Origin of the sequence: Pseudomonas sp., assembly GCF_037994325.1 — a bacterium.
Classification (GTDB): domain Bacteria; phylum Pseudomonadota; class Gammaproteobacteria; order Pseudomonadales; family Pseudomonadaceae; genus Aquipseudomonas.
Genome location: NZ_JBBNAH010000245.1, coordinates 1 through 12503, shown reverse-complemented (window position 1 = coordinate 12503; position 12503 = coordinate 1). Strand labels below are relative to the sequence as shown.

Below are 12503 nucleotides of genomic sequence, written 5' to 3'. Positions count from 1 at the left end.
ACCTTGGCACTGGTGGCGTTGTTAAAGGTGTTGTCGTACACCCACTGCGGCGCCGAGCCGGTGCGGTGGGTGGGGTAGACCGGAATCTGGAAGGTTTCCGGGTAGGCGTTAAACAGCGCGACCTGCCCGGCCGTGAGGTTGGCTTTGTACTGGTCGAGGTTGGCTTTGGTAATGGTGAACAGCGGCTTCTCGCCGGCAAACGGGTCGACATGGTGCGCGCCCGGGCCTTTGTAGCCGGCCGGGGCTTGGGTCATGCCACCGGTCCAGGCGGGAATGGTGCCGGCAGCATTGCCGGCCTTTTCCGCGCCGAGCGGCGTGAGGGTGGTTTTTAGCGTGGCGGCTTGCCCGGCGGAAACGCCCGCCAGGCTATCGGTGCTGCCCAGGGCCAACAGAACGGCGGCGAGCAGCAGTGAGGTTTTATTCAACATGCACGGTTCTCCAGAAGTCTGTCAGGCATCAAAACGAGTACTTGGCGCTTAACGACACGTTGTCGCGGTCGCGCATCGAGTTGTTACGGCCAGCGCCGTAGTACTCGGTGTACTGCAGCCCTACTTCGAAGGCGTTCAGGTAGCTGGCATCCATACCCAAGGTGTAGGCCTTGCGCCCTTCGATAAAGTTACCGGTGCGGTCGGAGTTGCCCTGGAAGTCGTCCTGGTACACCACGTAGGGCGACAGTTTTACCCCGGCGTACACGTCGTTCCAGCTACCGGACAGCAGCAAGGTATAGCCGTAGCTGTCGCGGGTGATCTGGTCGGAGTCGCCGTTTTCCGGGTCGACGTAAGCCTTGTCGGTGGTGCTGGCGAACTTGCGTGTGCTGCCGTCGTAGGCGGTGTATTTCAGGCTGCTGCCACGGATATGTTGCGAGGCGATTTCCGCCACGCCCATTACCGAGTCAAAGCTGACCATGGGGCCGAAGTTGTAGATGGTGGAGAGCGAGATGTTGTAGGTTTCGGCGCGTTCGTAGTTTTCGAAAAGCTGCGAGCGGCAGAGTTGTTTGCCCGCGACAGCGGCGCAGGCCTGATCACCTGGCGTCGCGCTGTCAGTCAAGCTAGAACCGCCAATGCCTTGAATCAGCAAGTCACCCAGTAGGTCATCCGTGGCGGCAATGCTGATAGGTGCATTGGGCCGATAGGCCACCTCTCCTGAAAACGAGGCATCCCCCACGGTGGTATTGAAGCTGAAACCGTACATGCGGATATTTTCCACATAGTCACGGCGCGCCTCGGCATTGCCGGCCATATCCAATGTTGCCAACGCGCCAGCAGCCTCAACGTCGCCGCCAGTCAGGGCAAGCAGTGTCGCTTGATCGGCGCCTTCGTAGTTGCGTAGGTCCACCGCAATTTGCGGCTCTTTGGCGTGGTAGTTAACGAAATAGAATCCGAACTCGGTGGAGTTCAACTGCTCCGCGACATAGCGAAATGAGACCCCGAACTGGCCGCTGTCGTCGGCCTCGATGTCTTTACCAATATTGGCAACCTTGAACACGCCGGTTTCTGTGTTCAGGTACGAGTTGGCGCCATACGGTCCGTTGCCCAACAACCCGCCCGCAACAAAGCCTGGGTAAAACTGCATGGCCGGGATCAGCCGCGCATCGGTGGTATACGCCGTATTCCCCCCCTCGGCGAACAAATCCGTGTCACCAAAATACGTACCGGCAGGGTCCAGTTGGGTCTCTTTCCATTTCCACTGGTAGAAGGCTTCCATGGACAAATCGTCGGTAAGCCCGACGTTAAAACTGAAGGCTTCCATCGGCACCAGCACTTCCTTTAACTCGGAGCCTGGCAAGTGGAACTTGGCGGCGTCCACCGGGTTGATGGTGTTAACCCCGCCGCGGTAGAACACGCCCTCGCCCCAACTCAGCACCTGCCGGCCGACTTTGGCCGCCACCGGTTGGTCGTAGATATCCCAGTTGCCATACAGATAGGCGTCGAGAATCTGCGCTTTGCGCCCGGCGTTATGGCGGGTGTCTTGGGTAAATTCGTTGTCGTTGGGGAAGTTCTGGCTGGGGCGCTCGACACCGTTGGTGGTGCCGTCGTAGTCGTTGCGCTTGTCCATGATTTGCGTGTCGTAGAACGCAGTGCCGCGCACAAACAAACCGTAGTTCTGGTACTTGGCCGACAGGTCGGAGGTGGCTTTGTAGACTTCGGAAACCAGCCCGGTGTCGAAGTTACGGTTGCCGTCGTCGGCGTTGATATCGGTGATATTGCCCTTGTCGCGACCCTGCACACGCCACATCGAGCCGTATGAGAGGGTGGTGTCCAACGAGCCGGTCACCTCGTTGTCGGCAAAGCTGAATTCAGCCCCTTGCGCCGTACCCGCTACCAGCACTGGCAACAGCGCCAAGGCCGCACCGGCCTGCCATGGGCGAATTTTCCACGTGGGAAAGCACACTTGCGTCTTCATCGACAACGCTCCTTATCGGCCAAGATTATTCGGGAGGCTCAGGGCCGCCCTGTTCTTATTCGTCTCTCGGCTGCTGATGGCAGGCTAGGCACGCGCCCTTAGCCATCAACAGAAACTCCATCGTCCGCGCACGTACGGCTAATTGGTACGATAGTGCACGCAAAGTAACAAAGTGTTGCCTTGCTGCCAACCGGTGCAAAGAAATTAGCAGCTGCAGGGCAAACGACAGGGGCTGAAGGTGAGTTTGGGTGGCGTGGTCTAGCGGATATTCTGGATCCCCGCCTGCGCGGGGATGACGGATGACAGGGACTATCAGCGGTCCTTCGTCGTCCCCGCGAAGGCGGGGATCCAGGTTCGCAGTGGTGTGCCATACGCACCAAGCGATGTGCGCGTTAAACACCGGGCGCGGGCCGCGGTGCAGAAGGCGGGCAATAAAAAACCCGAGGCGCATGGCGGCTCGGGTTGGGTAAGGCGGGTGTGTTTACTGCACGGTAAAGGTCTTCTCGGCCAACAACCGGTCGCCCTGGAACACCATAAAACGCCACTCGCCTTTGGCCAGCTCGTTGTATTCGGTGAACTCAAAGGCCATCACGTCTTGCGGTGCGCCAACCACCAGTTTCTGCTCCACCACCAATTTGTCGTGGCGGCCATCGGCGGATTGAATGCCGGGGGTGAGGTAGAGCAAGGTCAGCGGCGTGTCGTCGGCCTTCTTGTTGGCCAGGGTATAGCGAATGCCAAATTTGGTGCCCAGCTTGGCCGGAATTTCATCCGTGTTGAGGATGGTTTGCTGGCTGCGGGTAAGCACGCGCTCGCCCGGTTGCAGGTCTTTGGCGCTGGTTTCAAAAATGCCGAATTCCACCGGGCCTTCTACCCGCACTTCGGCAGCCGCCATTTGGCTAATACCACACAGCAGCAAAGCCGCCAGCGAACTCATACGGATGACTTGCATATCGCGCTCCTTAGTTGGGATGGCGCGAGCTTATGACGTGGCAATGACAGACTGATGACAACGGAAAAACATCAACGCGGAGTTGTTTCCTTGAGGTTACGCGGCAGCACATTAAGGAAATTATCGCGGGCGACCTTCTGCGCCACATCGGCCGGCAAGGCATCGAGAAACGGGTCAAAGCCATGCATTTGCTCGCCAATGCCCTCGAACTTACCCACCACATCAGAGCCCAGCATAAAGCGCTCAGGGAAACGCTCGACCAGCGCCAGCCATTCCTTATTGGGCTTACCGGCATCGTCCATCAAATACGGGTGCAACACGCTCCAGGACAGGTCGATATACAGATTCGGGTAGGCCTCCAGCATGCGTTGCAAGGTCGGCAGCACGAAGTCCAACTGGGTTTGATGGCGGTGCAATTCCAGGCTGGTGCCGGCATGCGCCCAAATAAAGCGCGTGTGCGGATGGTTGCGCAGCGGCTCCTCAACTTCATGCAGGTACAGCGGATTTTTCTCACGCTTGGAGGTGATATTGCTGTGCAGCAACACCGGTAAATCGTGCTCGGCGGCCAGGTGGTAAACGGCGGTCATGGCCTCGTTATTGGCCCGTGGTGTATCGCCAGAGGTGATGGCCGTGAGGTCGTCGTGGCGGGTGAACACTTCACCAATGCCTTGCCACAAGCCGGGGTAGAGTTTGAGCAGGCGTTCGATATGGGTGGCGGCGTTTTTGTCGACCGGGTTAAAGCCGGAAATAAACGGGTGAAAGCGTTGGCGCTGGGCCTGGTTTAAATCGCCCAAGGCGGCGGCCACATAAAAATCGGTGGCGCTGTACCAATAGGCATCGGCGTCGTCACCGGCGTAATAGCGCGGGCGTTTGGGCTCGTCTTCATGCCATTTCTTCGCCAGCGGAATACCGGTGATCATTACATGGTCGACGCGGTTGGCATCCATCTGCTCCAGCAACTTCTGCATACCTTCAGTTTCCTGAAAGAAGTCGACGTAGTGCAGGTGGGCATCGGTGTAGTGGTAGTCGCGGGCCTGGCTAGCGCTGGCGATGGCCAACCAGGTACAGAGCATGGCAATGGTTTTTGGAAAAATGGACAACGGTTCGCTCCCTGAAAATGCCTGACAAGCATAGACCTTCGGCTAGGCTTGCAGGTTCAAGCTGGGCCAAGCAGGATGCTCTACCCCGCCATTTGTCTGTTGAGATCAACCATGACCATTACCGTCACCAGCCAGTCTGCCAGCAGCTACCGCCATGAAATTCAGATCGCCGAACTGGCGCCGTTGTTTACCGATATGCCCACGGCGCTCGGCGGCGAAAGCTCGGCGCCCGATCCGCATGACTACTTCGACACCGCCCTGGGCGCCTGCAAAGCCCTGACCGTGACCCAATACGCCCGCGCTCGCGGCATCCCGCTAACGGGTATTCAGGTGGCCGTCAGTCGCGATGCCAGCAAAGAACGCGAAGGCCATTACACCCTCAATGTCACCCTCACCTTGCAAGGTGAACTCAGCGATGAGCAACGTGCCAAGCTGCTGGCCATCGCCGACAAATGCCCGGTGCACAAGCTGATGACCAGCACTGAAATCCACGTTGAAACGCAACTGGGTTAATTGACCATGGCCAGCCCGATCCTGCTTCGCCCGCGCCCGGAAGATGTCGAAGGGCAACCCATCCTGCGCCCCCTGCCCTCGGCGCAATGCCGCAGCGTGGGGCCCTTTGTGTTTTTCGACCATATCCTCAGCAATCGCTATGCACCGGGCACCGGCATGAACGTGCGTCAGCATCCGCATATCGGCCTGTCGACCCTGAGCTACCTGTTCGAAGGCGCGTTGCTGCACAAAGACAGCCTGGGCTCGGACCAGTACGTGGCGGCCGGCGATGTTAGCTACATGACGGCGGGCAGCGGCGTTGCCCATGTCGAGCGCACCCCGGCCGAGCTATGGCAAAGCGGCTCGCAGCTGCATGGCCTGCAACTGTGGCTGGCCCTGCCCCAACACCTGGAACAGAGCACCCCGAGCTACAGCCACCACAGCGTTGGCGAGTTACCGGAAAGTGAGGCATTGGGCGTGCGTATCCGCCTGGTCGCTGGCGAAGGGTTTTGCCTGAAATCGCCCGTGCCGGTGCCCACCCCTACCCTGCTGGCTGATATCTACATGAGCACGGGCGCCGCGCAATTTATTGCGGCCGAACATGAGCAACGGGGGCTGTATGTGATCAGCGGCGAAGCGCGTTTGGAGGACCAGCCGCTACCCGTGCAGAGCATGCTGGTATTGCCCGCAGGCGAGACCTACACCGTGTTCGCCGACAGCGATTGCCAGGTGATTATGGTCGGCGGCGCAGCGCTGGACGGGCCACGGCGCATGAATTGGAATTTTGTGGCCAGTGATTCGGCGTTGATTGATCGGGCGCGAGAGAAATGGGCGGCGCAGGATTGGCCGACGGTGGCCGGGGAAAGCGAACGGATCGAGTTGCCGCGTTAAAGCGTGGCTCATGGAAACCTACGACCCATCGACAATCCTGGATTCCCGCCTACGCGGGAATGACGGCGTTCCAATTGCAACCCACCGTCGTCCCCGCGTAGGCGGGGACCCAGAATTTCATGGCGAACCCGACTTGCGTTACAGCGCCTCTTTAAGCAAATGCGCCATGTTGGCAAACGCCCGTGCGGCAACGGTGGGGTTGTATTTCATCATTGGCAAATTGTCGGCTGCCGGGTCGGTAAAGGAATGCACGGCACCGCCGTAGCTGACCAACTGCCAGTCAACATTGGCCGCATCCATCTCTGCTTCAAACGCTGGCAGTTGCTCTTTCGGAACCAGCGGGTCGGCAGCACCATGCAGCACCAACACCTTGCCTTTGATGTTGTTGGCATCGGCGGTATTGGGGGTATCAAGCGTGCCATGGAAAGACACCGCCGCTTTTATCGGCGCGCCATCGCGGGCCAGTTCCAGGGCGCAGCAGCCGCCAAAGCAGAAGCCAAACACGGCCAATTTAGCGCTATCAACCGGCGCATGGGTTTGGCTTTGCAGTGTCGCCAGGCTGGCTTGCATACGGGTGCGCAACAGCGCGCGGTCGTTTTTCAACGGCATCATCGCCGCAGCCGCTTGTTCGTGGCCGTTGGGGCGCACATCGGCGCCGTAGATATCGGCAACCAGCACCACATAGTCTTTGCCGGCGGCTTTCTTGGCCAGTTCGATGGCGCCATCGGTGACGCCCATCCAGTTCGGCGCCAGCAACAGGCCTGGGCGCGCAGCGGTTACGCTAGGGTCAAATACCAGTTGGCCTTCGTAGCCATGGCCATCAACGCTGTAGGCCACTGGAATTACGCTGAATTCGCTCATCACTCACTCCTGGGATCGGTCATTGGTTGGGGCAGCAACGCGGAAATGACAAAACCCGCCGAAGCGGGTTTTGTGTTCACTCTAGTGTTAAACCGACAGCTCGACGAGCAGCTTGTTCAGGCGACGCACGTAGGCGGCCGGGTCTTTCAGGCTGTCGCCAGCGGCCAGCGCGGCTTGGTCGAAGAGGATGTGCGACAGGTCGCCAAAACGCTCTTCGCTCTGCTCGTTGTCGAGTTTTTCGATCAGCGGGTGAGCCGGGTTGAATTCAAAGATTGGCTTCGAATCCGGCACCTTTTGCCCGCTGGCTTCAAGGATCTGGCGCATTTGCAGGCCCAGGTCCTGTTCGCCAATGGCGAGAATCGCTGGCGAGTCGGTCAGGCGGTGGGAAACCCGCACTTCGCTAACGCTGCTGCCCAGCGCGGCTTTCAGGCGCTCAACCAAGCCCTCTTTGGCTTTGGCGGCTTCTTCCTGGGTTTTCTTGTCTTCTTCCGAATCCAGGTTGCCAAGGTCGAGGTCACCACGGGCCACGTCGACAAACTGCTTGCCGTCGAAGTCGGTGAGGTAGCTCATCAGCCACTCATCAATACGGTCGGTGAGCAGCAGCACTTCGATGCCTTTCTTGCGGAACACTTCCAGGTGCGGGCTGTTTTTCACTTGGGCGTAGCTTTCGCCAGTGAGGTAGTAAACCTTGTCCTGGCCTTCTTTAACGCGGGCCAAGTAGTCAGCCAACGACACGCTTTGCTCGCCGCTGTCATCGCTGGTGGAGGCAAAACGCAGCAGGCCGGCGATTTTTTCTTTGTTGGCGAAGTCTTCAGCCGGGCCTTCTTTGATCACCTGGCCAAAGTTTTTCCAGAAGCTTTTGTATTGCTCAGGTTCGTTTTTCGCCAGCTTTTCCAGCATGTCCAGTACGCGCTTGGTCAGCGCCGACTTCATCGAGTCGATGATCGGGTCTTTCTGCAAGATTTCCCGCGAGACGTTCAGCGACAGGTCGTTGGAGTCGACCACGCCTTTAACAAAGCGCAGGTACAGCGGCAGGAACTCGTCGGCCTGGTCCATCACGAATACGCGCTGCACGTAGAGCTTCAAGCCCTTCGGTGCTTCGCGCTGGTACATATCGAACGGCGCGCGGCTCGGCACGTACAACAGCGAGGTGTATTCCAGCTTGCCTTCAACCTTGTTATGGCTCCAGCTCAGCGGGTTCTCATAGTCGTGGGAGACGTGTTTGTAGAACTCCTGGTATTCCTCGTCCTTAACCTCGGTACGCGGACGGGTCCACAGCGCGCTGGCGCGGTTGACGGTTTCCCACTCGGTTTCGGTAGGCGCGTCTTCGCCGTGCTGCTCTTTCGGCAACTCGATGGGCAAGGCGATATGGTCGGAGTATTTCTTGATGATATTGCGCAGGCGCCAGCCATCGGCGAACTCGTTTTCCGCCGGCTTAAGGTGCAACACGATACGGGTGCCGCGCTCGGGCTTGTCGATGGTGGCGATTTCAAACTCGCCCTCGCCCTTGGAGCTCCAGTGCACGCCTTCGCTGGCCGCAGTGCCGGCACGGCGGCTGAACACTTCAACCTGGTCAGCAACAATAAAGGCCGAGTAGAAGCCCACGCCGAACTGGCCGATCAGGTGCGAATCTTTTTTCTCGTCACCGGACAATTGCTTCATAAAGTCGGCGGTGCCGGACTTGGCAATAGTGCCCAGGTGGGTGATGGCGTCTTCGCGGCTCATGCCGATACCGTTGTCCTCAAGGGTCACGGTGTTGGCGGCCTTATCGAAGCTCACGCGAATTTTCAGGGCATCGCCACCTTCCAGCAGGGCTGGATTGGCGAGGGCTTCGAAACGCAGCTTATCGGCGGCGTCGGAGGCGTTAGAGATCAACTCGCGAAGGAAAATTTCCTTGTTGGAATACAGCGAATGGATCATGAGATGCAGCAGCTGCTTCACCTCGGTCTGGAAGCCCAGGGTTTCCTTTTGAGTTTCCACACTCATGGTCGTTTAACTCCAAGCAGATGGCAGAGGCCGCTAACACGGCGATGACCAACAGATGGGGGCAAGGGCTGGGATTTCAAGTGCTTAGGCTAAGGGGCGGGTGCTGTGCATGACGTGCACCCCGCCTGCGCGGGGACGACGGGCAGATTTATGCAACACCGTCATTCGCGTGCAGGCGGCGGTCCGATTCGCAATCCAGATGTCCACGGCGCCACTGCGTGCAGCCAAAGCGCCATTCCTCAGGGCTCTAACAATTCAATCGAGGTGATCTGCGCCGGTAGCACGGCAAAACTCGCCCCGCCCTGCCCCTTAAGGTTGCGCTGCACAACAATCTGCCCGTCGGTATCAATGCCATTGAAGCGCCCCTCAACCATGCTGCCGCGCTCGGTCATTATGCGCATCTGCAAATTCATATAGCGGCTGGGGTTGCTTTGTAGGCGCTCCAGGCTGAAGCGCTGACGGCGGTCCAGCGAGCTATTCGCTGCGGGAACAGGGTTAGCAGCCGGCGCCTTCTCGGGTTTTACCTCGGCAGCCACCTCGGCCTTTGCTTCAACCTGATAGCGATCGCCCACCACAATCCAGCCGCGACTCGGGCTTTTGCGCAGAACAACCGGCAACTGCTCATTACGGTCGTTAATCCGCGCCTCAATGCTCAGGCTCATATTGCTCGCCGGAAAATTCACCCCAGGCAAAATGCCCAGCTCAACCCGCTGGGTGGCGTAACGGCGCTTGAGGTAATCGGTGATTACGTATTCCAGCGTTTCCCGCGAGTCGTAGCGGGCATCCACCTTGCCATCGACATAACGCAGGTGATCGGTAAACAACTCCACCGTGCCGCTCAGGGTGGTTTTGAACTGCGGCGGCAACACCAAATGGAAGTCGCCGGCCAGCTTGTTCGGCCCTTGCGGCTCTAATTTCAGGTGCAACGTATAGGCATGGTTAAGGCGACGCGCTTCAGGCAGTTCCTGCTCCGGTAGCAGCCAGCTCAACTGCACTTCGGGCAGGTTGCCGCTGTCTTGCGGCAGCACATCGACGCGCACCGGGGCGTTGCCGTTTTTGACCAGGTTGGGCAAACGAATGGTCACTTCACGGCGGGCAAACACATCCTCGCCTTCGCGCAAGCTCAATACGCCATCGATCAACTCTGCTTGCTGCGGCGCAAACGGCTGGCCGTTAAGGCTGCCGCGCAGGTGGATGGCCAACTCGGCAGGGGCCTGCACTGGCGGGCGCGCCCAGTCCAGGCTGAGGATGGCCTGCAAGCGCTGGGCATCTTGATTAGCCAGCAAGGTCAGGCCGACGATCAGCGGAATAAAGCCCAAGCCGCTCAGCACCACGGCTTTGCGCGCCACACGCCAATGGCGCAGCACATACACCAGGGTCAGCGGCGGAAACAGGCTACCCAGCCCCCACAGCAAGCTGGTGTCGAACGCCAGCATGACCAACCACACCAGCCCGACCAGAATCAGCAGCAAGCCACCGAGGATCAGCAACGCATCCATCTACACATCCTTATTGTCCTGAACGTCTTGCCTGGAGTACCGCTAGCAGCCTACGGCTCATCGACCTTGAAGTGCGCCCGCGCAGTGGCGATGGGTTCGCTGCGCGTAGTTTGCCAGGCAGTGATCGCCACATTGGCCACGCGCCGCCCTTGGCGCCAGACCTGGCACGCGGCGAAGGTGTCACGATAGTGGCCGGCGCGTAGGTAATCTATCGAGAAGTCGATGATTTTCGGAAAGTGCGGCGTGCCCATAAACATCAACAAATGGAGCATGGCGCTGTGTTCCATAAACCCGGCAATTACACCGCCATGAATGGCCGGCAGAATCGGGTTGCCGATGCTGTCTTTATTGGCCGGGATGCGGAACACCATGTCATCGCCCAGGCGCAGGCATTCAATGCCCAATAGCTTGGCGTACGGGGTCAGCTCCAACAGCTCGTCGTAGTTGTTCTTTTCGTGCGCCGCCTTTACCAATTGGCTCAGGTTCAGGGCTGGCAGCTCGGTGTCGCTCATGCCGTGCCTCCGTCTATCGCGCTTTTGAAGTGCTCAGGTTTGACTGCCGAACTTTGCAGCTCTTTGCCCTGCACGCCTTTGCCCATGCGCATAAAGGTGCCGACCACATTGGCGATGGGTTGCTCGGGGTCGTCTTGGTAGGCGTAGCCGCGGGTGAAGATGATATTGGGCGTAACGCGGTAGCACTCGGCCACGCCGAACACATCTTTATGCGGCTCGGCTGGGCGCATGTAGTCGATGCGCAGGTCCAGGGTCGGGCAGATTTCGAAATCTGGCAGTACGCAGATGGTGGAAATGCCGCAGGTGGTGTCCATCAACGTGGTGATGGCGCCGCCATGGATAACGCCGGTTTCCGGGTTACCAATAATCTGCCGGCTATAAGGCAGGCGCAGGGTTAGACGCTGGCTGTCGATCGCATGCACGCTCAGGCCCAGTACCTGGCAATGACGCAACGCCCACAGGAAGCGCTGGGCGCGCTCTAGAATCAGGCTATCGCTCATGTTCACGGCCTATGTTGTTGATCCATAAGGGCCGCATCATACCTTTCCAGACCAAGGTTTGGAGCCGTCAGACGACTTTGGTTGGAACTTCGCGCAGCAGGTCACGCTCCAAAACCGCAGCGATAAGATAAATCGCCCCGATAACGCGAAAAGGACCAATACCTATGAAAAAGCCAATTGCCTACGCCCTGCTGCTCGCCGCCACCATGACCATGGCCGCCTGCGATAAAACCCCAGAAGACAAAATGGAATCCGCACGCGAATCCGCCCAGGATTCCGCCGAGTCGGCACAAGATGCCGCACAGAAAACGGGCGAAGCCATTCAGCAAAAAGCTGAAGAAGCTCACGAAGAAGCCACCAAGTAATTCGCTCTACTTGCTAGCAGACAAAGGCCCACAGATGTGGGCCTTTGTTGTTTCTGGGGGAAGTTGAGTGTAGCCATCCCTGCTCGTCATCACCGCGTAGGTGAGTACCCAGAAGTGCGCGCCGAACCAAGCATTTTGGCGTGGCTTACAATCCTGGGTCCCCGCCTGCGCGGGGACGACGGATATCTGTCGCTACATTCTCGTCATTCCCGCGAAGGCGGGAATCCAGAGTGGTGCGCGGACATGCGGTCGCATGTGCTATCACATCACCCGCTGCCCTGCCTGCGCGGGTACGACCGCATTGGTTCCAGATCAAGCAACCAAGCGCAAATTCGGGCTCAGCATAATCAGCAGCGTGCAGACCAAGCCGACAATCCACACCAGCGAACGCTGCCAAGGCAAATCAGCCCAATACAAGCCCAGATAGAGCACGCGGCATACGACAAAGATCACCGCCAACGTATCGACAAACCAGCCCATGGTTTGCGTGGTATGCGCCATCAACACAGCGGCGGCGAACAACATAAACGCTTCAAAGCTATTCTGATGCGCCGCATACGCCCGCGCCCCAAACCCCGTTAACCGCGCCTGCTGCGCACGCGGATGGTGGTTGTCGTAGCCACCATCCTTATTCATTTCCTTGGCCACCGGAATCTTCGCCACGAAGATTAAAAGGGCCGAGATAAACACACACCAAAACGGCAAGCTCATCGATTGTTCTCCTTGTTATTGGGCAATGCGCCGCACGCCAGTGTAGCGCCCCGTAGGGTGTGCTGTGCGCACCAAGCGATTTAGCGGAAAACGCAATGGTGCGCACAGTGTTCAGCCGGGAGACATAGGTAACAGGTGTCGGGAGACATAGGTAACGCATTTAGGCTTAGGCAATCCTTCGAATCGGGAGATCGAGTGATGCCATGGTCGGAGCGAAGCACTATGTCGATTAGA

Annotated in this window: 13 protein-coding genes; 3 read left to right on the top strand and 10 right to left on the bottom strand. The window is 58.6% G+C overall.

Annotated features, from left to right (window positions below):
- The 4 genes from AAAB16_RS08245 to AAAB16_RS08230 form a co-directional block, all read right to left on the bottom strand.
- On the bottom strand, positions 1–428 hold a 428-nt coding region (locus tag AAAB16_RS08245; RefSeq protein WP_340662904.1), incomplete at its 3' end, for a DUF1329 domain-containing protein.
- Positions 429–456: 28 nt separating this feature from the next.
- A complete protein-coding gene (locus AAAB16_RS08240) occupies positions 457–2403 on the bottom strand; it encodes a DUF1302 domain-containing protein (protein WP_340662903.1) in 1947 nt (648 codons plus the stop codon).
- Positions 2404–2884: 481 nt separating this feature from the next.
- The gene (locus AAAB16_RS08235) at positions 2885–3352 is read right to left on the bottom strand and encodes a DUF3859 domain-containing protein (RefSeq protein WP_340662902.1); all 468 of its coding nucleotides are present in this window, start codon (positions 3350–3352) and stop codon (positions 2885–2887) included.
- Positions 3353–3423: 71 nt separating this feature from the next.
- Positions 3424–4425, bottom strand: a complete 1002-nt coding sequence (locus AAAB16_RS08230; RefSeq protein WP_340662906.1) for an amidohydrolase family protein — start codon at positions 4423–4425, stop codon at positions 3424–3426.
- Positions 4426–4563: 138 nt separating this feature from the next.
- Between AAAB16_RS08230 and AAAB16_RS08225 the strand changes: the two genes are divergently transcribed.
- Together AAAB16_RS08225 and AAAB16_RS08220 are read left to right on the top strand one after the other, a co-directional pair.
- Entirely contained in the window at positions 4564–4965 is a 402-nt protein-coding gene (locus AAAB16_RS08225; RefSeq protein ID WP_340662901.1) for an OsmC family protein, read from the top strand.
- 6 nt (positions 4966–4971) lie between these two features.
- The gene (locus tag AAAB16_RS08220) at positions 4972–5835 is read left to right on the top strand and encodes a pirin family protein (protein ID WP_340662900.1); all 864 of its coding nucleotides are present in this window, start codon (positions 4972–4974) and stop codon (positions 5833–5835) included.
- A gap of 138 nt (positions 5836–5973) precedes the next feature.
- Here AAAB16_RS08220 and AAAB16_RS08215 read toward each other — a convergent pair whose 3' ends face one another.
- The 5 genes from AAAB16_RS08215 to AAAB16_RS08195 all read right to left on the bottom strand — a co-directional run bounded on the left by AAAB16_RS08215 (position 5974) and on the right by AAAB16_RS08195 (position 11193).
- A complete protein-coding gene (locus tag AAAB16_RS08215; RefSeq protein ID WP_340662899.1) occupies positions 5974–6696 on the bottom strand; it encodes a dienelactone hydrolase family protein in 723 nt (240 codons plus the stop codon).
- Between the two features lie 87 nt (positions 6697–6783).
- The gene (gene htpG / locus AAAB16_RS08210; RefSeq protein ID WP_340662898.1) at positions 6784–8682 is read right to left on the bottom strand and encodes a molecular chaperone HtpG; all 1899 of its coding nucleotides are present in this window, start codon (positions 8680–8682) and stop codon (positions 6784–6786) included.
- A gap of 239 nt (positions 8683–8921) precedes the next feature.
- Positions 8922–10181, bottom strand: coding sequence for an MFS transporter (locus AAAB16_RS08205; protein WP_340662897.1), 1260 nt, complete (start codon positions 10179–10181; stop codon positions 8922–8924).
- A 50-nt stretch (positions 10182–10231) separates the two neighbouring features.
- A complete protein-coding gene (locus AAAB16_RS08200; RefSeq protein WP_340662905.1) occupies positions 10232–10678 on the bottom strand; it encodes a PaaI family thioesterase in 447 nt (148 codons plus the stop codon).
- A gap of 11 nt (positions 10679–10689) precedes the next feature.
- Positions 10690–11193 (bottom strand): PaaI family thioesterase, encoded by a 504-nt coding sequence (locus AAAB16_RS08195; protein ID WP_340662896.1) that lies wholly within the window; start codon positions 11191–11193, stop codon positions 10690–10692.
- A 164-nt stretch (positions 11194–11357) separates the two neighbouring features.
- Here AAAB16_RS08195 and AAAB16_RS08190 point away from each other — a divergent pair, with 164 nt between their 5' ends.
- Complete coding sequence (locus tag AAAB16_RS08190; protein ID WP_340662895.1) at positions 11358–11558, top strand: hypothetical protein; 201 nt, start codon at positions 11358–11360, stop codon at positions 11556–11558.
- Between the two features lie 312 nt (positions 11559–11870).
- On the opposite strand, the gene AAAB16_RS08185 is transcribed toward AAAB16_RS08190, so the two are convergent.
- Positions 11871–12269: an MAPEG family protein gene (locus AAAB16_RS08185; protein ID WP_340662894.1), complete on the bottom strand. Its 399-nt coding sequence runs from the start codon at positions 12267–12269 to the stop codon at positions 11871–11873.
- Positions 12270–12503 lie beyond the last annotated feature (234 nt).

Bases quoted from the DNA above. Each gene is read 5' to 3' on its own strand.
- AAAB16_RS08240 (WP_340662903.1), bottom strand. From the start codon at position 2,403: ATGAAGACGCAAGTGTGCTTTCCCACGTGGAAAATTCGCCCATGGCAG.
- AAAB16_RS08235 (WP_340662902.1), bottom strand. From the start codon at position 3,352: ATGCAAGTCATCCGTATGAGTTCGCTGGCGGCTTTGCTGCTGTGTGGT.
- AAAB16_RS08230 (WP_340662906.1), bottom strand. From the start codon at position 4,425: ATGCTCTGTACCTGGTTGGCCATCGCCAGCGCTAGCCAGGCCCGCGAC.
- AAAB16_RS08225 (WP_340662901.1), top strand. From the start codon at position 4,564: ATGACCATTACCGTCACCAGCCAGTCTGCCAGCAGCTACCGCCATGAA.
- AAAB16_RS08220 (WP_340662900.1), top strand. From the start codon at position 4,972: ATGGCCAGCCCGATCCTGCTTCGCCCGCGCCCGGAAGATGTCGAAGGG.
- AAAB16_RS08215 (WP_340662899.1), bottom strand. From the start codon at position 6,696: ATGAGCGAATTCAGCGTAATTCCAGTGGCCTACAGCGTTGATGGCCAT.
- htpG (WP_340662898.1), bottom strand. From the start codon at position 8,682: ATGAGTGTGGAAACTCAAAAGGAAACCCTGGGCTTCCAGACCGAGGTG.
- AAAB16_RS08205 (WP_340662897.1), bottom strand. From the start codon at position 10,181: ATGGATGCGTTGCTGATCCTCGGTGGCTTGCTGCTGATTCTGGTCGGG.
- AAAB16_RS08195 (WP_340662896.1), bottom strand. From the start codon at position 11,193: ATGAGCGATAGCCTGATTCTAGAGCGCGCCCAGCGCTTCCTGTGGGCG.
- AAAB16_RS08190 (WP_340662895.1), top strand. From the start codon at position 11,358: ATGAAAAAGCCAATTGCCTACGCCCTGCTGCTCGCCGCCACCATGACC.
- AAAB16_RS08185 (WP_340662894.1), bottom strand. From the start codon at position 12,269: ATGAGCTTGCCGTTTTGGTGTGTGTTTATCTCGGCCCTTTTAATCTTC.